The organism is Rhizobium sp. AN80A (assembly GCF_030053015.1).
Taxonomy (GTDB): domain Bacteria; phylum Pseudomonadota; class Alphaproteobacteria; order Rhizobiales; family Rhizobiaceae; genus Rhizobium; species Rhizobium metallidurans.
Window position 1 is genome coordinate 756,428 of sequence record NZ_JASJPX010000003.1, and the last position, 21,871, is coordinate 778,298.

At 62.6% G+C, this 21,871-nt stretch carries 19 protein-coding genes and 2 pseudogenes; 8 read left to right on the top strand and 13 right to left on the bottom strand.

Annotation, left to right across the window (positions count from 1 at the left end):
* Positions 1-5: 5 nt before the first annotated feature.
* From ssuD to P3R82_RS15290, 3 genes and pseudogenes are all read left to right on the top strand, one after another.
* Positions 6-1,181: an FMNH2-dependent alkanesulfonate monooxygenase gene (gene ssuD, locus P3R82_RS15280; RefSeq protein ID WP_283194452.1), complete on the top strand. Its 1,176-nt coding sequence runs from the start codon at positions 6-8 to the stop codon at positions 1,179-1,181.
* A 98-nt stretch (positions 1,182-1,279) separates the two neighbouring features.
* Positions 1,280-2,128 (top strand): ABC transporter permease subunit, encoded by an 849-nt coding sequence (locus P3R82_RS15285; RefSeq protein ID WP_283194453.1) that lies wholly within the window; start codon positions 1,280-1,282, stop codon positions 2,126-2,128.
* A gap of 10 nt (positions 2,129-2,138) precedes the next feature.
* Positions 2,139-2,958, top strand: a pseudogene (locus P3R82_RS15290) (ATP-binding cassette domain-containing protein).
* A gap of 18 nt (positions 2,959-2,976) precedes the next feature.
* Here the strand turns inward: P3R82_RS15290 and P3R82_RS15295 are convergent.
* The 6 genes from P3R82_RS15295 to P3R82_RS15320 form a co-directional block, all read right to left on the bottom strand.
* Entirely contained in the window at positions 2,977-3,663 is a 687-nt protein-coding gene (locus P3R82_RS15295) for a glutathione S-transferase family protein (RefSeq protein WP_283194454.1), read from the bottom strand.
* 94 nt (positions 3,664-3,757) lie between these two features.
* Entirely contained in the window at positions 3,758-4,573 is an 816-nt protein-coding gene (locus P3R82_RS15300; protein ID WP_283194455.1) for a methyltransferase, read from the bottom strand.
* A gap of 82 nt (positions 4,574-4,655) precedes the next feature.
* Entirely contained in the window at positions 4,656-4,922 is a 267-nt protein-coding gene (locus P3R82_RS15305) for a USG protein (protein ID WP_018900581.1), read from the bottom strand.
* A 158-nt stretch (positions 4,923-5,080) separates the two neighbouring features.
* Positions 5,081-5,911, bottom strand: coding sequence for an ABC transporter permease (locus tag P3R82_RS15310; RefSeq protein WP_283194456.1), 831 nt, complete (start codon positions 5,909-5,911; stop codon positions 5,081-5,083).
* Positions 5,908-6,711, bottom strand: coding sequence for an ABC transporter permease (locus P3R82_RS15315; RefSeq protein ID WP_183898909.1), 804 nt, complete (start codon positions 6,709-6,711; stop codon positions 5,908-5,910). The genes P3R82_RS15310 and P3R82_RS15315 overlap by 4 nt, the downstream gene beginning before the upstream one ends.
* 108 nt (positions 6,712-6,819) lie before the next feature.
* Positions 6,820-7,596, bottom strand: a complete 777-nt coding sequence (locus P3R82_RS15320) for a transporter substrate-binding domain-containing protein (RefSeq protein WP_283194457.1) — start codon at positions 7,594-7,596, stop codon at positions 6,820-6,822.
* Positions 7,597-7,912: 316 nt separating this feature from the next.
* Between P3R82_RS15320 and P3R82_RS15325 the strand changes: the two genes are divergently transcribed.
* Positions 7,913-10,114 (top strand): OmpA family protein, encoded by a 2,202-nt coding sequence (locus tag P3R82_RS15325; RefSeq protein WP_283194458.1) that lies wholly within the window; start codon positions 7,913-7,915, stop codon positions 10,112-10,114.
* Between the two features lie 70 nt (positions 10,115-10,184).
* Here P3R82_RS15325 and mobB read toward each other — a convergent pair whose 3' ends face one another.
* The 4 genes and pseudogenes from mobB to moaA form a co-directional block, all read right to left on the bottom strand.
* Complete coding sequence (gene mobB, locus P3R82_RS15330; RefSeq protein WP_283194459.1) at positions 10,185-10,706, bottom strand: molybdopterin-guanine dinucleotide biosynthesis protein B; 522 nt, start codon at positions 10,704-10,706, stop codon at positions 10,185-10,187.
* Positions 10,703-11,350 carry a molybdenum cofactor guanylyltransferase MobA gene (mobA, locus tag P3R82_RS15335; RefSeq protein ID WP_283194460.1) on the bottom strand — a complete coding sequence of 216 codons (648 nt, stop codon included), beginning with the start codon at positions 11,348-11,350 and terminating at the stop codon, positions 10,703-10,705. Before mobA ends, mobB begins: the two co-directional genes overlap by 4 nt.
* Positions 11,350-12,256: pseudogene (locus P3R82_RS15340) on the bottom strand (DMT family transporter). Before P3R82_RS15340 ends, mobA begins: the two are co-directional and overlap by 1 nt.
* Before the next feature lie 133 nt (positions 12,257-12,389).
* A complete protein-coding gene (gene moaA / locus P3R82_RS15345) occupies positions 12,390-13,436 on the bottom strand; it encodes a GTP 3',8-cyclase MoaA (RefSeq protein ID WP_283194461.1) in 1,047 nt (348 codons plus the stop codon).
* Between the two features lie 134 nt (positions 13,437-13,570).
* Here moaA and P3R82_RS15350 point away from each other — a divergent pair, with 134 nt between their 5' ends.
* Together P3R82_RS15350 and P3R82_RS15355 are read left to right on the top strand one after the other, a co-directional pair.
* Positions 13,571-13,945, top strand: a complete 375-nt coding sequence (locus P3R82_RS15350; protein WP_183898902.1) for a DUF971 domain-containing protein — start codon at positions 13,571-13,573, stop codon at positions 13,943-13,945.
* A 99-nt stretch (positions 13,946-14,044) separates the two neighbouring features.
* Positions 14,045-14,656 (top strand): pyridoxamine 5'-phosphate oxidase family protein, encoded by a 612-nt coding sequence (locus tag P3R82_RS15355; RefSeq protein WP_283194462.1) that lies wholly within the window; start codon positions 14,045-14,047, stop codon positions 14,654-14,656.
* A gap of 31 nt (positions 14,657-14,687) precedes the next feature.
* On the opposite strand, the gene P3R82_RS15360 is transcribed toward P3R82_RS15355, so the two are convergent.
* Positions 14,688-15,755: a GGDEF domain-containing protein gene (locus tag P3R82_RS15360; protein WP_283194463.1), complete on the bottom strand. Its 1,068-nt coding sequence runs from the start codon at positions 15,753-15,755 to the stop codon at positions 14,688-14,690.
* Positions 15,756-16,108: 353 nt separating this feature from the next.
* Here P3R82_RS15360 and P3R82_RS15365 point away from each other — a divergent pair, with 353 nt between their 5' ends.
* Positions 16,109-16,324 (top strand): hypothetical protein, encoded by a 216-nt coding sequence (locus P3R82_RS15365; protein WP_283194464.1) that lies wholly within the window; start codon positions 16,109-16,111, stop codon positions 16,322-16,324.
* Positions 16,325-16,328: 4 nt separating this feature from the next.
* Here P3R82_RS15365 and P3R82_RS15370 read toward each other — a convergent pair whose 3' ends face one another.
* Both P3R82_RS15370 and fumC read right to left on the bottom strand, forming a co-directional pair.
* The gene (locus P3R82_RS15370) at positions 16,329-17,936 is read right to left on the bottom strand and encodes a fumarate hydratase (RefSeq protein ID WP_283194465.1); all 1,608 of its coding nucleotides are present in this window, start codon (positions 17,934-17,936) and stop codon (positions 16,329-16,331) included.
* Positions 17,937-18,129: 193 nt separating this feature from the next.
* Positions 18,130-19,521: a class II fumarate hydratase gene (fumC, locus tag P3R82_RS15375; RefSeq protein ID WP_283196353.1), complete on the bottom strand. Its 1,392-nt coding sequence runs from the start codon at positions 19,519-19,521 to the stop codon at positions 18,130-18,132.
* 404 nt (positions 19,522-19,925) lie between these two features.
* On the opposite strand from fumC, the gene P3R82_RS15380 reads away from it, so the two are divergent.
* Entirely contained in the window at positions 19,926-21,803 is a 1,878-nt protein-coding gene (locus P3R82_RS15380) for a L,D-transpeptidase family protein (protein ID WP_283194466.1), read from the top strand.
* The last annotated feature ends 68 nt before the right edge of the window (positions 21,804-21,871 follow it).

Sequence of the window (21,871 nt, forward strand, 5' to 3'; positions counted from 1 at the left end):
CTCTCATGAGCATCAAGCACGATCCCATCAATTTTCTCTGGTTCATTCCGACATCGGGCGATGGCGCCTATCTCGGTTCCAACGATCTGAACCGCGCGCCGGACTTCGATTATCTCACGCAGATCGCCCAGGCGGCCGATCGTCTCGGCTATTCCGGCGTGCTCCTGCCCACCGGTGTCTCCTGCGAGGAATCCTTCGTGACGGCGGCGGCCCTTGCGACGAAGACGGAGAAGCTGCAATTCCTGGTCGCCATCCGTCCCGGCACGGCATCGCCCGCCTATTACGCCCGGCTGACGACGACGCTCGACCGCATCTCGAATGGGCGCTTGCTGCTCAACATCGTCGTCGGCGGCAGTCCCGGCGAGCTTGCCGGGGACGGCATCACGCTGGCGCATGACGAGCGCTACGCCCATGCCGACGAGTTCTTCACGGTGTTCGAGGAACTGCTCGAGAAGGGTGTCGCCAGCTATGACGGCAAGTACATCAAGGCCGCCAATGCGCGCCTCGGTTTCCCCTCCGTGCAGAATCCGCGTCCACCGCTCTACTTCGGCGGCTCCTCGGATGCCGGTATCGATTTTTCGGTCGGCCGGGTCGACAAGTATCTGACCTGGGGCGAGCCGCCGGCACAGGTGGCGGAGAAGGTCCAGAAGGTGCGCGCGGCCGCCGCGCATAAAGGCCGTGAGGTCAGCTTCGGCATACGCCTGCATTTCATCGTTCGCGAAACAGACGAGGAGGCTTGGGCGGCGGCCGATCGGCTGATCTCCAAGCTCGACGACGAAACCATCCGGGAGGCGCAGCAGCGCTTCGTCAACGAGTCCGATTCCGTCGGGCAGAAGCGCATGGCGGCCCTGCATGGCGGCCGCCGCGACAGGCTTGAGGTGTCGCCGAACCTCTGGGCCGGCGTCGGGCTGGTACGCGCCGGCGCCGGCACGGCTCTGGTCGGTTCGCCGAAGACAGTGGCCGCGCGGCTGCGCGAATACCAGGATGCCGGCATCGATACGGTGATCGGCTCCGGTTACCCGCATCTCGAGGAAGCCTATCGCGTCGCCGAATTGCTGTTCCCGGAACTCGGCATCACCCGCAAGGAGCAGCGCCACGGGTTCGACAGCGACTTCGGCAAGCGCCAGATCTTCGGCGGCGGCAGCCATGGCGGCAATCTCAAGGTGGTCTCCGGATCCTGATCGAACATGCGCGCTGCCCGCCAGGCGCGGGCGGCGTTTCAATGGACACATGTCTGCCGCGGGCCTGACCACGGCGACACAGAGGCGAGGAAGAATCCATGTCGACATTCGATACGCCGATCGGCCGGGCGCCGGCGGAGCGGAAAGCTGGCAGGAGCGGAGGCGGAGCGGGCTTTCGCCTGCCGGCGCCGGGGCGCGACAAGTTGCTGCCATATCTGGTGCCGCTCGCCATCATCGTGGCGTGGCAGGCCGGCTGCTCGATGGGCTTGATCTCGTCGCGGATCATGCCATCCCCGGCCGACGTGGCCATGGCCTTCTGGTCGACGACGCTATCGGGGCAGTTGCCGAACGACATTCTGGTCAGCGCGGGGCGAGCCTTCGCCGGGCTCGTCGTCGGCGGTTCGATCGGATTTCTGCTTGGGATCGCCAATGGTGTCTCGAAGCTTTCCGAGCAGCTGACCGATACGACGCTGCAGATGCTGCGCACCATTCCGCATCTGGCAATGATCCCGCTGGTCATCCTGTGGTTCGGGATCGGCGAGGAATCCAAGCTGTTCCTGACGTCGCTCGGCGTGCTGTTTCCCGTCTATCTCAACACCTATCACGGCGTGCGCAATGTCGACCGCGATCTGATCGAGATGGGCCGGGTCTACGGGATGAGCAGCTGGACGCTGTTTCGCAAGGTGGTCCTTCCCGGCGCGCTTCCGTCGATCTTCGTCGGGCTGCGCTATGCGCTCGGGATCATGTGGCTGACGCTGATCGTCTCAGGATCCATCGCCGCGTCGTCGGGGATCGGTCGCATGGCCAACAATGCCCGCGAATTCATGATGACCGATGTCGTCGTGCTGGCGCTCGTCATCTACGCGCTTCTCGGCAAGCTCGCCGATGTCGTGGCCCGTTCGCTCGAGCGCCGCGCGCTCAGGTGGAACCCGGTCTATCAGAAGTAGGAGACAGGCCATGACCCTCATCGCACATGAGCGCTTCCAGGGCGCAGCGGATGCGCCGGAATATACGATCGACACGGACCGTCGGGCGCGTAGCGGCGGCGCCGCGATCACGCTGAAAGGGCTGGAGAAGAGCTTTGGCGCCAACCGGGTGCTGCGGGGGGATCAACCTGCACATTCCGGCCGGGCAGTTCGTCGCGGTGATCGGCAAGAGCGGATGCGGCAAGAGCACGCTTTTGCGTATCCTCATGGGGCTGGACGCGCCGACATCAGGCGAGCTTGCCTTCGATGCGCCCGGCGGCGTCGAAGCCAATGCGCGTATCGCCTTCCAGGAGCCGAGGCTGCTGCCATGGCTTGATGTCGCCGACAACGTCGCCGTCGGACTTGGCGACAAGCTCGACCGGCGGATCGTGGCGCGGGAGGTCGAGGCCGTGCTCGCCGAAGTGCAGCTGGCGGAAAAGGCCGGTGAGTGGCCGGCGCGGCTTTCGGGCGGGCAGCGGCAGCGCGTGGCGCTTGCCCGTGCGCTTGTGAGCCGTCCAGGTGTCTTGGCGCTGGACGAACCGCTTGGCGCGCTCGACGCGTTGACGCGGATCAGCATGCAGGAGCTCTTGGCGCGGGTCTGGCGGGAGCTCGGCTTCACCGCCGTTCTGGTCACGCATGACGTCAGCGAGGCCGTGCATCTGGCGGACCGGGTGATCGTGCTCGACGAGGGCAGGGTGTCGCTCGACCTCGCCATTCCCCAACCGCATCCACGCCGTCACGGCAACCCGGATCTGGCGGAGCTGGAGGGGCGGCTGCTATCGGCCATTCTCGGAACGGATGGTGGTCACTGATTAGTGACGGGGTGCGCTTCAGCCTTCGGCGTCGTTCGGCCTGAAACGGGTGGGCAGGTTCTCCTTGTAGGGATAATACTTGAAATATGGCATGGCTTCCTCGAGCACCCGGGCCACCGACGGGCGCTGCATCAGGCGCTGGTGATAGGCTGCAAGCTTCGGCAAGTCGCTGCCGTAAGGCACCAGTGTCTCGGCGTAGAACAGGCCGGGTGCGGCGGCGCAATCGGCCATGGTGAAGCTTTCACCGGTGATCCAGCCGCCAGCCGCCAGCTTGTCCTCGATCACGGCATAGGCGCGCTTCAGCGCCTGACGCGCTTCCTCTGCCCTTGCCTCGCTTCCATCGGACCGCATGCGCTCGCTGACGATCTGCTGCATCGGCTCCTGAACATAGAGATCGAAAAAACGGTCCCATAGCCGCACATCCAGCGCCGCGTCGAAATCCCCGGGGATCAACCGCGCGCCGCCGGGATGATAGCGGTCGAGATATTCGATGATGATGGAGGTCTCGAAAACGGTCCGGCCACGGCCCTTGTCCTCAAGCGCCGGCATCTTGCCGAGCGGCGAGAGCGCGAGAAACGCCGTGCGCGAGGCCTGATCGCCGAGATCCACCAGCACACGCTCGAAGGGCGTGCCGCCTTCGTAGAGCGCGATCAGCACCTTGTGGCAGAAGGAGGCAAGCGGATGCTGATGCAGGACGAGTGTCATGAGAACGTATCCTTCGCGCCATTCCTGGATGTCGAATGGCGCGATATCAGCATGTCGTCATGTCAGCGGCAAGCGCTTATCCGCCAGCGGGCCTTTAGCGCAGCTTCGCGATCACCAGGTGTCCCGGCGTCGGCTGGCCTTCTTCCATGCGGACGTTGATGTCGGTGATCTCGATCAGCTCGAAGCCGGTGGCGTCGAGGCGTTCGCGGACATAAGCCGCGGAATGGGCGAAGCGCTGGTGCGGGCCGACCATGTAGGCGCGGCCGGCAAGCGTCTCCTCGGGCAGGGTTTCCGAGGAAAAGATGAAGAGGCCGCCCGGTGTCAGGTTCTCGGCGGCGCCGAAGAACAGGGGCTCGAGGCCGCCCAGATAGGGCAGGACGTCGGTGGCGGTGATGATGTCGAAGGGCTCTTCGTCATTGTCGTCGAGGAAGTCCTCGACCTCGGCGACGAACAGCGTTTCGTAGAGGTCCTTCTCGTGGGCGATCTCGACCATGTTTTCCGAGAGATCGATGCCGGTCATCTCCTCGCAGAGATCGCGCAGCGTGCCGCCGGTGAGACCCGTTCCGCAGCCGAGATCAAGCAGGCGCTTGAATGGGCCGAGGTTAAGCGCCTGCAGGCGCTGGCGCACCAGCATGGGGACGTGGTAGCCGAGCTGCTCGACGAGGACGTCCTCGAAGACTTCGGCGTGCTGGTCGAAGAGCGTTTCGACATAGGCGTCGGGCGCCTTGGCCGGCGTTTCGCCGCGGCCCATGGCGGCGATGCGCACGGCAGCACCACCGTGATCGTCGGGATCGATCGCCAATACTTCTTCATAGGCCTTCACGGCGGCATCAACATCGCCGGCCTTTTCCAGCGCCAATGCGCGGTTATAGGCTTCCGCGAGCGCGTCTTCGTCGATCTTCCTGGCCATCACAATCCACCATCGTTTTCTCGTTGCCCTGCCTCTAAGGCGAGAGGCGCGGTTTTGCAATGGCGAGGTTGACGGCGGCCGATCAGTTGATGATGAACTCGCCCTTCAGCGCGCGCCATTCCGTGGCCGAGATCAGCTTGCGGTGAATGTAGCGCACCGAGTGCAGCGGTCCGTCCAGCGTCTCCTGCCAGAATTTCAGGAAGCCGCGCATTTCGGGAAAGTCGGGAGCAAGATCGTAATCCTGCCAGATGTAGGTCTGCAGGATCGCGTGATGATCCGGCATGCGATAGAGGATCTGGGCCGTTGTCAGGCCGTAACCCTGAAGCTGTCTTTCCATGTCCTTGTGCATTTGATGCCTCGCCTGTTCCCATCCGGCGCTTATTAGCGTCAGATGAAATGAGAGCATGACATGGTTACGCGAAGCTTGCGAAAAAGCTACAAGAAAGCATATATCATTGTTTATTTTCAATAGCTTGGCAGCTCTCCGTCGGGAGTGCTGCCAAGGCTTTAGCGCTTCAGGTGCCGCGTCAGGCGGCGCTCGATCCAGTTCCAGAGGTGCCTCAGGCTTTCGACCATGGCGAGATAGAAGATCGCCGCCCAGAGATAGGTCTGGTAGTCGAAGGTGCGCGAGAAGGCGTAGCGCGTCTCGCCCATGAGATCGAGCACGGTGATGATGGCGACGACGGCCGATCCCTTGATCAGGAGAATGATCTCGTTGCCATAGGGGCGCAGCGCCACGATCAGCGCCTGCGGCAGCACGATCTTGCGGAAGGCGATGATCTTGTGAATGCCGAGCGAGGAGGCCGCTTCGTGCTGGCCGCGCGGGACGCTCTCGATGGCGCCGCGCAGGATCTCGGCCTGATAGGCGGCGGTGTTGATGGTCATGGCGAACAGGCCGCAATACCAGGCGTCACGGAAGAACCACCAGAGCCCCACCGCCTCGAGCTGCGGGCGGAACTGGCCAAGGCCGTAGTAGATCAGGAAGAGCTGGGCGAGGAGAGGCGTGCCGCGGAAGACGTAGACATAGCAGAAGGCGAGCCCGTTGATGATCTTGTTCTTCGACATGCGGGCGAAGGCGAGCGGTACCGACAAGATGGCGCCGCATGCGACCGATACTGTCACCAGCACGATCGTGGTCATCAGGCCGTGGAGATAGCGCGGGCCGTAGCGGGTGAATTTCTCGACGTCCCAACCCTTGATGATCATGCCGACCAGCGCGATCGCGAGAACGATCCACAGGGCGACCACGAGACAGCCCATGACGCGGGAGAAGGTCAGCGGCTTGTCGAGGTGTTTCGGGGCCGGCTGCGGGGGGATCAGGACCTCTGCATGGCTCATCGGCTGATCTCCGAGCGCTTCGCCCACCGTTCGATATAGCGCAGGCCGAACGAGGAAAGGATGGCAAGCCCGAGATAGATGGCACAGGCCAGTGTGTAGAACAGAAACGCCTCCTTGGTGACCTTCACCGCCACGCCCGTCTGGCGCAGCACGTCGGCGAGGCCGATGATCGAGACGTAGGAGGTGTCCTTGAGCAGGATCATCCAGAGATTGACCAGGCCCGGGAGCGCGATGCGCACCAACTGCGGCAGGATGATCAGCATCATCGTGCGACCGCGATGCAGACCGAGCGCGTCGCCGGCTTCGTACTGACCCTTGGGGATGGCGCGGAAGGCGGACAAGAGCACTTCCGAGCAATAGGAGGAGAACACGACCGACAGGGCGATGACGCCGGAGAAGAAGGCGTTGATCTCGACGCGACCGTCGTAGCCGAACCAGGCGAGCACCGACTGGATCAGGATCTGCATGCCGTAATAGATGATGAACAGCGTCAGCAGTTCGGGCAGGCCGCGAAATATGGTGGTATAGATACCGGCGGCGAGCCGCACGGCCTTTTCTTCCGATTGCTGGCCAAGCGCCACGATGAAGCCGATCAACAAGCCGATCGGAAGCGTCACGAGGGCGACCGCGACCGTCACCTTCAGGCCGGCGGCGATCTCATCGCCCCAGCCGGTGTCGCCGCAGGCCAGAATCGTCGATTGGCCGAGCCATGTGAAAATGCCGACTGGTCCGCATAGCGGGTCAAACACAGATCCAATCCAGGTCCAGAGCGAACCCAGTGCGGAGGACAATCCGCCCATGCCAAGTTTCCCCTCGCGGCTTTTGCCGCCTTGATATTGCACTCTTTGTCAAACAAAAATGGCGGAAGGGCAAGCCTCCCGCCATGGCATTCTTTCGAGGACTACAGCTTATTCGGCGCCGTAGACGTCGAAATCGAAATACTTGTCCTGGATCTTCTTGTAGGTGCCGTCGGCACGGATCGCGGCGATCGCCGTGTTCAGCTTTTCGCGGAGCGGATCGCCCTGACGAACCGCGATACCAGCGCCAACGCCGTTGATTTCCTTGTCGACCGGCAGGGTCGTCAGGATCTTGCAGCATGCGCCGGCATCCGACTTAACCCACTGCGACAGAACGACGACGTCATCGATGACGGCATCGACGCGACCGCTGGAAATGTCGAGCTTGTACTCGTCGGCCGTCGGGTAGAGCTTCAGCTCCGTGTCGGCCAGGTGCTTTTCAGCATAGTTGGCGTGGGTGGTCGAGGTCTGCGCGCCGATCGTCTTGCCCTTGAGGCCAGCAACGTCGGTGACGGTGGAGTCCTTCGGCACGGCAACCGCCGGCGGGGTGTTGTAGTACTTGTTGGTGAAGTCGACGAGCTTCGAACGCTCCGGCGTGATCGACATCGACGAGATGATCATGTCGAACTTCTTGGCGTTGAGGCCGGGGATGATGCCGTCCCAATCGCTACTGACGATGGTGCAGTCTGCCTTCATCTGGGCGCAGAGCGCGCGGGCGATATCCATGTCGAAGCCGAGGAACTGGCCGCTGGCGTCAACATATTCGAAGGGCGGGTAGGTCGAGTCCGTACCGATGACATACTTCTCGTCATCGGCCATGGCCGAGCCCGCGAAAAGAGACATCGCGGCGATCGAGGCGGCTGCGAGAAAACGGGTGGAGATATGCATGTGAGTCCTCTCTGTTGGTTGCCGCATGCCATCCTTTTGTTTTTTGGGGCATGAAGCAGGACGCTGCTTTGCAACGCCTTGCCGCGATAATCAAACCTTTTTTGCGTGAATTGCAACTGCTTTCACTGGCTTCTTGTGCATCGCAACCATGGCAAAGCTGAACCTTCGCAGACCGTCATATTCATACCGGGTTAATGCGGCAATTCATAAGACCATGGAACGAATCCTGGCGTGCTCAGTTTAGCAAGGCTTGTTTGCGTGCCGAAAAGAGACGTCGTTGCGAACGCGAAGAATAAAACAAGGAACGAGGAACCCTATGGGAATGAAATCCAGATTGTTTGCCAGCGCGGCCTTTCCGCTTCTGTCCCTGTCGCTTGTGCTGCCGCCGGCGCACGTGTTTGCGGCAGCGACGAGCGTGGAAGAGGTCGGAGCGACAAATCGGGTCGCCGCGGGCAGCTACGGGGTGGCGCAGGATGCAACCTCCGAAGAAGAGCTCCTGAAGAAGCGTCAGCAGCAGGAACAGGAACAGCAGCAGCAGGCGCCGGCCGAAGCGCCTCAGGCTGCCGAACCGCCGGCCGAGGCACCACCCGCACCGAAGCAGGAAGCACCCGCCGAAGCTCCGCCACCGGCCGCCGAGCCGGCGCCGCAGGCCGAAGCGCCGGCGGAAAAGCCGAGAAAGCGCGAGCCCGCCGCCGAACAGCCCGCAGCGGAGCAACCCGCCGCCGAGCAACCCGCCCAGCAGGAAGCGCCGGCCGAGAAGCCGCGCCGCCAGAAGCAGCCCGCCGCCGAACAGCAGCAGGAACAGGTAGCGCCGAGCGCCGAGCAGCCGGCCGAACAGCCGCGCCGCAAGAAGCGTGAACAGCAGCAGGACCAAGCCGCTCCGCAGGCGGAGCAGCCGCAGGCCGAACAGGCGCAGCCTCAGTCGGAGCCCGAGCAGGCAAAACCGCCGCGCAAGAACGGCAAGCCGGCCGCCGCCGATGGTGGTGAGCAGCCGGAAAAGCCGCGGAAGAAGCCAGCAGCCGAAGCACCGCAGGCCGAACCGGCTCAAAAGCCTACCGCCGAGACCGCTCCGGCCGGCGAGCAGCCAGCCCCCGACAACGCCGCGAAGCCGCAGGAAACGCCCGCAACCGGCAAGGCGCCGGTTCCCGCCGGGCAGCCGGGCGAGGCGCAGCCGCAGGCTAACCCCGGCGAAGCACCCGCCCAGCAGCAGGGCGAGCAGGTCGTTCCGACTCAGCCGGACGGCACTCCCGCCGAGCAGCCAGCCGGCCAGGCCGGCCAGCCGCCAGCAGGTCAGCCACCCGTCGCGCAGACCGAGCAGCCTATCCCGGCGCCCGAGAAGGTGACGCCACAGGAACTCGAGCGTCGCAAGGAAATCGCCGCCGATCCGAGCAAGAGCACGGAGACCGTCGTTCTGCCGGTCCAGAACGGCGCGGCCGTTCTCGACAGCGACAAGGACGCGGATCGTTCCGGCGGCGTGCAGTCTCGCCGCGACCGCGACAGGCAGCGCGGGCAGGAGCAGCAGGTGCGCGTGCCGAAGTCCGACGCCGACGCGCAAATGGCGCCGGGTGGGGCGCAGCCGGCGCCGCTGAAGATCGAGGCGATCACCAGCGAGCAGGGTCGGCGTCTCGATCGTAGGCCGCAATTTGCCCGTCCCGACGGCGCCAACTTCGGCCAGCGTGGCGACGACAACCGCGTCATCATCCAGTTCAACAACCAGACTTACGTTCGTGGCGACGACGACCGCCGGTTCCTGCGTGACGGCGAGCGGCCGATCTACGAGCAGTTGCCGCGCGACCGCTATCGCGAGACGATCGATCGCGACGGCTACCAGATCGTGACGGTGCGCAATCGCTACGGCGATATCATCCAGCGTTCGCGCCTCGACAATCGCGGTCGTGAGCAGGTGCTCTATTACACGCCCGAACTCTACGACAATCCGGACCGCGACTACTTCGACGATCCGGGCGCCGAGCTGCCGCCCATGCGCCTGCGCATCCCGCTGCAGGACTACATCATGGATACCAGCAGCGACGAAGGCCGCGACTATTACGACTTCCTGCGCGAGCCGCCGGTCGAGCCAGTCGAGCGCGTCTACTCGCTCAACGAAGTCAAGTATTCGGCCCGTATCCGCGACAAGGTTCGCCGTATCGACCTGGATACCGTGACGTTCGCGACCGGCAGCGCCGAGATCCCGATGAGCCAGGCGCGCAGCCTGCGCAAGGTGGCCGACGCGATCAACGAGGTGCTGAAGAAGGACCCGACCGAGACCTTCCTGGTCGAAGGCCACACCGACGCCGTGGGCTCCGACCAGAGCAACCTGATCCTGTCCGACCAGCGCGCGGAATCGGTGGCCAATGTGATGACCGATGTCTATGGCATCCCGCCGGAAAACCTGGCTACCCAGGGCTATGGCGAGCGTTACCTGAAGGTCAACACGCAGTCGGCCGAGCAGCAAAACCGCCGCGTCACCATTCGCCGCGTGACGGCGCTGGTAAGGCCGGTCGCGTCGAACAACTAAGGACGCCGGCAAGTATCGACAAGCGAAAGGCCGCCGGGCGATCGGCGGCCTTTCCCGTTTCAACCGCTGCTCACTTCAGCGGCGGGAGATCGATGGTTTTCGCGATGAAGTCGGCGATGGCGAGCGTGTCGTCGAGATCGAAGACGGGCAGGGTGGTGTCCGTGATCGGGTGATCGGCGGCGATGGCGACGATATGGGGATCGCCGGGCGCGAGCGGTTCGCGGTTTGCCGCCTCCAGCCGACGGGCCTCGATCTTCGGGATGGGCTCGCGCTTGTAGCCCTCGATGAGGACGAGATCGCAGGGGGTGATGCGCGAAAGGATCTCTTCGAAACTCGGTTCGGCGGCGCCGCGCAGCTCGTGCATGATGGCGTAGCGCGTGCCCGACACGATCGTCACCTCATGCGCGCCCGCCTGCCGATGCCGGTAGCTGTCGGCGCCCACCTTGTCGATGTCGAAGTCATGATGGGCATGCTTGATCGTCGAGATCCGGTAGCCGCGGCGGGTGAACTCCTCGACGAGCCGGACCGCAAGCCCGGTCTTGCCTGAATTCTTCCAGCCGGAAATGCCGAAGATTCTTGGCCGCCCGCTCATGTCAGCACCTTCATCCAGCGCTCCGCCTCGGCGAGATCGTCGGGCGTATTGACGTTGAAGAACGGGTCGAGCAGGCTTGCCCGGGTCGGGCGCAGCGGGAAGGCAACTTCCGTAACGTCATGCCGTAACAGGAAGTCGCGAACGCTGCGTTTCTCGTCGGTTGCGATCCAGCTTTCCAGGTCGTTTGCCAGTGCGACCGGCCAGAGGCCGAAGACGGGATGGCTGCGCCCCTCGGAGGTGGCGATGGCGATCTTCGCGGGCGTGTCGATGGCGGCTGCCAGCCAGTCGACGAGATCGTGCGGGAAGAAGGGGCTGTCTACGGATACGGTCACGACATGGGTGACACGGGGCAGGCGCGCGCCGTGCGCCATGGCGGCGTGGATGCCGGCCATGGGGCCGGCCTTGCCGGGAATGATATCGGGAATAAACGGCCGGTCGCAGCGATCGGGGACGGTGTCGGCATTGACGGCGACGGAGATGACCTGCGGCGACAACTGCTCGATGACGCGATCGAGAAGCGTGCGGCCCGAAAGCGCGACACCTGCCTTGTCGCGCCCCATGCGCGAGGAGCGGCCGCCGGCAAGCACGACGCCTGGGATGTTGGATCGCTCGAGCGTAAAGCTGCTTGCTGTCGGGTTGGCCATCAGACCGGTACTCTCGGTTCGGATTCCTGTGCGACCGGCGCGCCGCGCCGTTTGGCCTCACGATAGAAAGTGTAGAGCCCGGAGGCGATAACGATCAAGGCGCCGATCACGGTCCAGCGATCCGGGACTTCGAAGAAGAAGACCCAGCCGAGCAGCGCCGAGAAGATGAGGCTGGTGTAGCGCAGCGGCGCGACGAAGGAGATTTCGCCGGTTCGCATCGCTGCGATGATGCACTGGTAGCCCACCAGTACCGTGACCGCGGCAACCGCGATGTGCGAGAACGACGTCGCGCTGACTGGCCGCCAGCCGCCGAGGACGGGTGTCAGCAGAGCGCCGAACACGGTGACCGCCATGGCGGTGATGACCGTTATCATCAGCGAGGGGATTTCGGGATCGATCCTGCGCGTCGCGAGGTCGCGGCCGGCGGTGACGAGCACGCTGGCGATGCAAAGCAGCGCCGCCGAGGTGAAGCCGCCGGCATCGGGGCGGACGATGATCATGACGCCGATCAGGCCGGCCAATATGGCCAGCATGCGCCGCCAGCCAACGGGCTCGCCGAAGAACAGCACCGCGCCAAAGGTGACGACCAGCGGCAGCGACTGCAGGATCGCCGATGCATTGGCAAGCGGCATCATGCCGAGCGCGGTGATGTAGGTCGCGGCGGCGAGGATTTCGCAGATCACGCGGATGACAACCATGGGCTGGAGCAGGATGCGCCAGGAGCGCAACGCACCCATGTGGCGCGCGATCAGATACACCAGCGCGCTGGTGATGACCCCGCGCATGAACATGATCTGGCCTGCGTTCATTTCCGATATGACCGATTTCGACAGGGCATCGCCCGCGGAAAAAGGCCATCGCGATCGTCATGTAGATCGCGCCCTGAGTATTGCTTGACCGCGGCATGAAGCGATTCCGATTCCGTCCCGCGCTCTTTTAGAGCGGGAGCGTGGCGATTGGAATCGAATGCTGGGAGCACGCGCGATAATTCGATTGCGCAGTGCACAATGCAGTCGTTCAGACAGCCGTGATGGTGCGGTCACCCGCCGGTGACGCTCATGTGGCGGCTGACGGCGGGACGGTTGTGGGTGCGGTCGATGATGAAGTCGTGGCCCTTGGGCTTGCGGGAGATGGCTTCGTCGATCGCGGCGTAGAGCAATCCGTCGTCCTCGGTGGCGCGCACGGCCGAGCGCAGGTCGGCGGCATCGTTCTGCCCGAGGCACATGTAGAGCGTGCCGGTGCAGGTGAGGCGGACACGGTTGCAGCTCTCGCAGAAATTATGGGTCATCGGCGTGATGAAGCCCATGCGGCCGCCGGTTTCCTTGACGGTGACATAGCGGGCAGGGCCACCCGTGCGGTAGCCGATTTCACTCATCGTGAACTGCTTCTCGAGATCGGCGCGCAGCTTGGAGAGCGGCAGATAGCGATCGGTGCGATCCTCCTCGATCTCTCCCATCGGCATGGTCTCGATGACGGTCAGGTCCATGCCGCGGCCATGCGCGAAACGGATCATCTCGGGCATCTCGACGTCGTTGAAATCCTTCAGTGCGACGGCGTTGAGCTTGATGTGCAGGCCCGCCTTCTGGGCGGCATCGATGCCTTCCATGACCTTGTGGAAATCGCCCCAGCGGGTGATCTCCCGGAACTTGTCCGGATCAAGCGTATCCAGCGACACGTTGATGCGGCGAACGCCGCAATCGTAGAGCTCGTCGGCGAAGCGGGCGAGCTGCGAACCGTTGGTGGTCAGCGTCAGTTCGTCGAGGCCGGAGCCGATCCGCTTGCCGAGTTCGCGCACGAGATGCATGATGTTCTTGCGCACCAGCGGTTCGCCGCCGGTCAGCCTGAGCTTGCGAACGCCCTTGGCGATGAACGCGGAACAGAGCCTGTTCAGTTCTTCCAGCGTCAGAAGATCCTTCTTTGGCAGGAAGTTCATGTTCTCGGCCATGCAATAGGTGCAACGAAAATCGCAGCGATCGGTCACCGAGACGCGCAGATAGGTGACGGCCCGCTTAAACGGGTCGATCATCGGTTTCGCATCGGCCACGAGGGGCGCGGCGTTGGCGATCGTTCCAACCTTGCTGTTCACTACAGCCTCCAATCCATACCCAATGTGCGTACTGTGCGGGGCAACGTCAAGCAATAGGCGGCACGCATACGCTAATTTGAACTTGCCTCAAAGAGGCGCATTGCCTACTCCTCAAAACGAAGAGGAGCATTCTCATGAGCGACATCTGGCCAACGGAGCTGAAGGTATCGAAGGATCGGCAGCGGCTGATCGTCACCTTCAACGACGGCGAGAGTTTTACGCTCAGCGCCGAGATGCTGCGCGTGCTGTCGCCATCGGCGGAAGTGCAGGGCCATGGACCGGGCCAGAAGGTTACCGTTCCCGGCAAGCGCAACGTCGCGATCATCTCGATGACGCCGACCGGCAATTACGCCGTCAGGATCGGCTTCGACGACATGCACGACACAGGCATCTTCACATGGTCTTACCTGCGTGAACTCGGCGAACGCGGCGAGGAACTCTTTGCCGCCTATGAGAGCGAACTCAGCGAAAAAGGCATGAACCGCGATACATCGGAAAAGCCTCGCTAGGCGCGACGCGGGCCCGATCGCAACGCCAGATGCCGCGTGTCACTCCCGCGTCATCTTAGGCGGCTAATTACCGTGAAGAAACAAGGCGATGGCACAGTCATGAAAATCATCGAGACCGTCGAGGAGCTTGCCGCGATCTACGGCGGTGGCGTGTCGGAAGCATCCGTGGCGAAGGTGACGCATTATCTGACGCCGCTCTACCGGCAGATGATCGAGGCGTCGCCCTTCGTCGCGCTGGCGACCGTCGGACCGGAGGGGCTGGACTGTTCGCCGCGTGGTGACCTCGGCGGCGTCGTGCGCGTCGTCGACGACAAGATGCTGCAGATGCCCGACTGGCGCGGCAACAACCGGGTCGATTCGCTGTCGAACATCGTGCGCGATCCACGGCTGGCGCTGATGTTCCTCATCCCGGGCTCGAACACGACGATGCGGATCAACGGACGCGGCGTGGTTTCCAACGACGATGCGCTGCTGTCGTCCTTCGAGATGGATGGCAAGCATCCGCGCACGGTCATCGTGGTGACGATCGATGAGGTGTATTTCCAGTGCGCGCGGGCGCTCATCCGCTCGGAACTGTGGAATCCCGATCATTTCGTCGATCCGAAAGGCCTTCCGACGCCGGGCCTGATGCTGAAGGCGGCGACGGAAGCGTTCGATCACGAGACATATGATCGCGAATGGGCCGCGCGCGCGGCCAGGACGATGTGGTAGCGATCGACAAGAGCCTGCCGCGCGGCGACGGTCAGGCCTTGTAGATCAGCCAGCTCTTGGTGAAATCCTTCTGCATGCCGTCCTCGAAGAGGATGCTGCAGTTGCGGCCGGCATTCTTGGCGCCATAGAGCGCGACGTCGGTCTTGTGGTAAAGTTCGCCCGCGTCCTCGGTGTTCGATGCCATGCAAACGCCGACCGACACCGTGACCGGCCCGTAGTTGACGCGCGTGCGCGAATTCTTGAACGGCGTGGCCTCCAGCGTACGGCGAATGCGCTCGGCTATGGCCATGACTTCGTCGGCGGTGTTGCCCTCGATGATCAGCGCGAACTCTTCGCCACCCGTGCGGGCGACGAAAACGTCACGGCGCACGTTGGCGCGGATCACCGAGGCAACCGTCGCCAGGATCTTGTCACCGACCGGGTGACCGTAGGTGTCGTTGATCTTCTTGAAGTTGTCGATATCGGCGAGCACGAGCGCCGTGACCGGGCGCATGGCCGGGTTGTTGAAGACGGCGGCGAGGCGATCGTCGAAGGCGCGGCGGTTGGAGAGCCGCGTCAGCGAATCCGTGTTGGCGATGCGCTTGTACTCGTCGAGTTCCTTGCGGACCTGATCCATTTCGTTGGAGCGCTGGACGACGTTTTCGACGGTGCGCTCGCCGTGCGCCATGGTGCTTCCGGTGGCCTCGGTCAACAGATGCAGTGCGTTCTGGATGAGGTCGGCGCTCGATGCATTCTTGGAGGTGATGCGGCTATAGGTCTCGCCAAGCAGCCTGTTGTAGCTCTCGAGAGACGTCTGCTCCTGACGGAGAACACGCAGTACCGATTCGAGTTCGGCGGCGATGCGGGTGTGGGCGTCGTCGAAGACGCGGCCGGCACCATGGCTGAAGTGCTGGGCGCCGAGCTCGTCGAGCTCTTCCTGTGACGCCTGGTTGCCAAGGGCAGCGAGATCGCGCGTCAGCGCCGGATTGGAGCCGATATAAGCTTCGTAGAAGAGTTCGTAATTCCGCGGAATGGGCGCCACACCCATGGAGCGCATCGCAAAAGTGATCTGGCTTGCCACATCGGGAACTTGCGTCTTTGGCGCCACAGCCGTCGTCATCCGGCCACTCCTCTGGTATATCTCAAAAGTCTTCTCTTATTTCTTAAGCTACAATTGTTTTGAAATGATTAAGGTTGGATATACCAGAGATTACATGTGAATTTTGTTTCATTTGGTTTCTCTCTTCTTATCCGTATGATTTTTATATAGGAATCCGCACGATGCCGGAGGGCGCCTACGCGTTTTGAGGGTATCTTTTTCTTTAAATTATAAAGCCGAGATATTCGTCGCCATTAACGTCGTCAATGCTGCGTTGACAATGGGTGTCTTATTTCGGCTCTTTTGTGAACGACGACAAGCTGCCAAGTTATCCTTCGAAGCACCGTATCGGTGCCAATGGAAGGCAGTAAGCCATGCAGACGTCCCGCAACTCACCCCCTGCCATGCTGGCGGCCGCAATCATCGCCGGATCTCTTTTCCTGATCCAGCAACAGGGCTTCTTTCATGGTGCGTTTTCGTCGGAAATACTGGCAAGCATCGATGCCGGCGATGTGCTTGTCACGAGCGATCATATCGCGACAAGCAAAGACCGGTCGGCCGGCGGCCGCGTGACCGCCGTGGCCCGCTGATCGATCAACCGAGGTTGAATTCCTGGAAGAAGTCGTTGCCCTTGTCGTCGGTGACGATGAAGGCGGGGAAGTCCTCGACCTCGATCTTCCAGACGGCTTCCATGCCGAGTTCGGGATATTCCAGCACCTCGACCTTGCGGATGCAATCCTGCGCGAGGCGGGCGGCGGGGCCGCCGATCGAGCCGAGATAGAAGCCGCCATGGGTCTTGCATGCTTCGCGCACCGCGCGGGAGCGGTTGCCCTTGGCGAGCATGATCATCGAGCCGCCAAAGGACTGGAACTGGTCGACATATGAGTCCATACGGCCGGCCGTGGTCGGGCCGAAGGAGCCGGAAGCGTAGCCGGCGGGCGTCTTGGCCGGGCCGGCGTAGTAGACCGGGTGGTTCTTCATGTAATCGGGCATGCCTTCGCCCTTTTCCAGCCGCTCGCGAATCTTGGAGTGCGCGAGGTCGCGGGCAACGATGATCGTCCCCGTCAGCGACAGGCGGGTCTTGACCGGATGCTTGCTGAGTTCGGCAAGTATATCGGCCATCGGCTGGTTGAGGTCGATGCGAACCATCGATTCCGAAAGCTTCGTCTCGTCGATCTCAGGCATATACTTCGACGGATCGGTTTCCAGTTGCTCGACGAAGATACCGTCGCGGGTTATCTTGCCCTTGGCCTGGCGGTCGGCGGAACAGGAGACGCCGAGGCCGATCGGCAGCGACGCGCCATGGCGGGGCAGGCGGATGACGCGCACGTCGTGACAGAAATACTTGCCGCCGAACTGGGCGCCGACGCCCATCTGCTGCGTCAGCTTGTGGATTTCCTTCTCCATCTCGACGTCGCGGAAGGCATGGCCGCTTTCCGAACCCTCAGTCGGGAGATCGTCGAGATAACGCGTGGAGGCGAGCTTGACGGTCTTCAGGTTCATTTCGGCCGAGGTGCCGCCGATGACGATCGCCAGGTGGTAGGGAGGACAGGCCGCCGTCCCCAGCGTGAGGATCTTCTCCTTGAGGAAGTCGATCATCCGGTCATGCGTCAGCAGCGACGGCGTTCCCTGATAAAGGAAGGTCTTGTTGGCCGAGCCGCCGCCCTTGGCGACGAAGAGGAAGTTGTATTCGTCCGTGCCTTCCTCGTAGATGTCGATCTGGGCCGGCAGGTTGTTCTTGGTGTTCTTTTCCTCGAACATCTTGATCGGCGCCAGCTGCGAGTAGCGCAGGTTCTTCTTCTCGTAGGCATCCATGACGCCCCTGGCGAGTGCCGCGTAATCCTCGCCCTCGGTCCAGACACGGCGGCCCTTCTTGCCCATGATGATCGCGGTGCCTGTGTCCTGGCACATCGGCAGGATGCCGCCGGCGGCGATGTTGGCGTTCTTCAAGAGGTCGTAGGCGACGAAACGGTCGTTGTCGGTCGCTTCCGGGTCGTCGAGGATCGAGGCGAGCTGCTTCAGGTGGCCGGGACGCAGCAGGTGGTTGATGTCGGCGAACGCGGTCTCGGCCAGCAGACGGATGCCCTCGGGCTCGACGGTCAGGATATCCTGGCCCTTGAAGCTGTCGACAGAGACATGGTCGCTGCTGATCTTGCGGTATTGGGTGCTGTCTTTGCCGAGGGGGAAGAGATCGTCAGCCATAAAATGACCTTTCGTGCGGGCCTGAATGGAAATCGCAGACGGTCTATGCGGGCGTTTGGCCAATTGCAATCATTCTAAAACCTTCAAAAAACGCTCAAGAATGCATGAAAAACACCGCCACGGAGGTCGTGACGGTGTCTTGTCGGTCATGAGTGGTTTGGAGGCGGCTTGCTTGCCGTAAGTTCGCTTGACGTTACTTGGGGCCGATCATGGTTTCCGGGCGGACGTACTGGTCGAACTCTTCGTTCGTCAGATAGCCGCCGCCGACGGCTTCCTCGCGCAACGTCGTGCCGTTCTTGTGGGCGGTCTTGGCGATCTTGGCGCAGATGTCGTAGCCGAGGCGGCCGTTGAGCGCCGTCACCAGCATCAGCGAGTTCTCGACGCCCTTCCTGATGTTGTCCTCGCGGGCCTCGATGCCGACCACGCAATTGTCGGTGAAGGAGACGGCGGCATCGCCGAGCAGCTGCACCGACTGCAGGAAGTTATAGGCCATCATCGGATTGTAGACGTTGAGCTCGAAATGGCCCTGACTGCCGGCGAAGGTGAGGGCGGTGTTGTTGCCGAAGACATGGGCGCAGACCTGCGTCAGCGCCTCCGACTGCGTCGGGTTGACCTTGCCGGGCATGATCGACGAGCCGGGCTCGTTTTCCGGCAGCGACAGTTCGCCGAGGCCCGCGCGTGGGCCGGAACCCAGGAAGCGGATGTCGTTTGCGATCTTGAAGAGGGCGGCGGCGGCGGCGTTGATGGCGCCGTGGGCGAAGACCATCGAGTCATGCGAAGCCAGCGCCTCGAACTTGTTCGGCGCGGTGACGAAGGGCAGGCCGGTGATGCCGCTGATCTCTTCGGCGACCTTCTCGGCAAAGCCTACCGGCGCGTTGAGGCCGGTGCCGACGGCGGTGCCGCCCTGGGCGAGCTTGGAGAGGGCCGGCAGTGTCAGCTCGATATTGGCGATCGCGGAAGCGACCTGCGCGGAATAGCCGGAGAATTCCTGGCCGAGCGTCAGCGGCGTGGCGTCCTGCGTATGCGTGCGGCCGATCTTGATGATGTGGCTGAACTCGGTGACCTTCATGTCGAGCGCGGCATGCAGGTGCTTCAGGCCCGGCAGCAGGTGATGGACGATCTGCTCGACGCAGGCGATGTGCATGGCCGTCGGGTAGGTGTCGTTCGACGACTGGCTCATGTTGACGTGGTCGTTCGGGTGCACCGGCTTCTTCGAGCCCATGACGCCGCCGAGCTTTTCGATGGCGCGGTTGGAGATCACCTCGTTGGCGTTCATGTTCGACTGCGTGCCGGAGCCGGTCTGCCAGACGACCAGCGGGAAGTGGTCGTCGAGCTTGCCGTCGACGACTTCCTGGGCGGCGTCGATGATGGCGTTGCCGATCGCGGGTTCCAGCTTGCCGAGCGCCATGTTGGCGCGGGCGGCGGCCTGCTTGACGATCCCCAGCGCGCGCACGATCGACAGCGGCTGCTTCTCCCAACCGATCTTGAAATTGCCGAGCGAGCGCTGCGCCTGCGCGCCCCAATACTTGTCGCTTTGTACTTCAATCTCGCCGAAAGTATCGGTTTCGATACGGGTGGAAGTCATGGCCATGCCTTTCTTTCGCGTAAGCGGCTGCAAAGATGCCGTCTTATAGGTCGCAAACCAGCCCAAGAAAACAGCGGGGATCAAAAATATGATCCGAATAGTCATATTATTGGCCGTATCATGCGTGGTTTTTTGGCCACGTCTTATTTTTTATCGAACAACACCTTTTGGGGGACTGTGTGGGCAGGTGAAAATAAGGTAAAAAATTAACCAATAATTTCATAATTTTGTGTGAACTGTGACAAGGCGGCGGGTTTGCTGCGTCACGTAAGAGCGAGTTCCTCGAGGCTGGCGGTGGCGTCCCGTTTCTGCCATGTCACCTGGCGGCGACGGGTGAGTAAAAGAGTTTTGAGCTGGGCGAAGCCCATCACCGAAGACAGCATGAGACTGGGACTGGAAAAAGCATGACATTCTTCTTGAAAGGTGCGGTTTCCGCACTGGCACTTTCTTGCGGCGTGGCCGCGATGGGTGTTGCACCCGCGCATGCCTATACGCTCATGGACATGATCCGAGGTGATCGTGCCCGTACCCAGAGCACGATCGTCAATCCGGCTCCCGAAGTGGCGCCGCCGCCGCAGGTCAATACCAGCGCACCGCTGCCGAAGGTGTCTTCGCCGCAGTATTACACCTACAAGGTGGACCCGATGCGGCTTGTCGATACCGGCAAGTTCACCGATCCTGTCGTGACGGGCGCCGTTGTCGCCGCCGTCGGTACGCCGGGCGATGCCACGCCGTCGGTGCAGCGTCGCTATCTGATCGATGCGAAGGTGCGCGCGCCCGTCGACGTCGCCAAGGCGCTCGAGAGTTACTACGGCGACAGCAAGAACGAGATGGTCTGGCTGACCGGCACCGAGATCAACGATCGCGCCAAGTCGGCGATGGCCTTCCTCGCCAATGCCGGTTCCGTCGGTCTCGACCCGGCCGACTATGCCGTCGAGGTTCCCGCCGTCGATCCGGCCAGTCCCGATCCCGCGATGCGCGACCGCGCCCTGACGCAGTTCGAACTGCAGCTGTCGGCCAAGGTTCTTGCCTATGTGCAGGACACGGTTCGTGGCCGCGTCGACCCGAACAAACTTTCCGGCTATCACGATTTCGTCCGCAAGACGGTCAATCTCGATCCGGTTCTGAAGCTGGCGCGAATGAGCCCTGACGTCGGCGCCTATCTGTCGAGCCGTACGCCCAATGGTCCGCAGTTTTCGGCGCTGAAGGCCGAGCTTGCGAAGCTGAAGGGCGAGGGCAGCGGAGAGCAGCCGATCACCATCGCGATCAGCGGCGCGCTGCGTCCCGGCGAAACGTCTTCGGAAATCCCCAACATCGTCAAGGCGATCGGCAAGTACGGCTCGGCCGCGCTGAAGAGCGAAAATGCCGCAACGCTTTCGGCTTATGCCGGCGGTACCGACTACTCGCCCGAGATCGTCTCGCTCGTCGAAGCGTTCCAGAAGGAACGCGGCCTGAAGCCTGATGGTATCATCGGCCAGGCGACGGTGCGTGTCATGACTGGCGGCGACAGCAATGGTTCGAAGATCGAGAAGCTGATCGTGGCCATGGAGCAGGCCCGCTGGCTGCCGGCCGATCTCGGCCCACGCTACGTCTTCATCAACCAGCCCGCCTACATGGTCTATTACTACAACGACAACAAGCAAGAGTTGTCGATGCGCACGGTGATCGGCAAGACCACCAACCAGACCTTCTTCTTCCAGGACCAGGTTCAGACCGTCGAGTACAACCCGTTCTGGGGCGTGCCGCAGTCGATCATCATCAACGAGATGCTGCCGAAGCTGCGCGCCGACCCGGGCTATCTCGACCGCATGGGCTATGAAGTCGCTGTCGGCGGCAAGGCCGTGCCGTCCGCGAGCGTCGACTGGTACGGTTCGACCGCGAATGTCGCGGTGCGCCAGCCACCGAGCGGTGACAACGCGTTGGGCAAGCTGAAGATCCTGTTCCCGAACAAGCATGCCATCTACATGCACGACACGCCGGAGAGGACCTTCTTCAAGCGTGACATGCGCGCGCTCAGCCACGGCTGCGTCCGTCTCGAGGAACCGCGCGTCATGGCGGCGGCCGTCCTGAGCACCACGGTCGACAAGGTGAACGAGGAGATCGCCACCGGCAAGAACCACGCCGTGCAGGTGCCGCAGAAGTTCCCGATCTACATTGCCTACTTCACGGCATGGCCGGACAAGAACGGCGTCGTCCAATACTTCAACGACGTCTACGACCGCGATAGCTACGTGCGCAAGGCGTTCGACGCCACGACCAAGGCACGCGGCGCACAGATCTGATGTTCGACGCCGCGCGGCCGACCGGTCGCGCGGCGTTTTCTCTAGATATTTCGATGTCCAATGATATC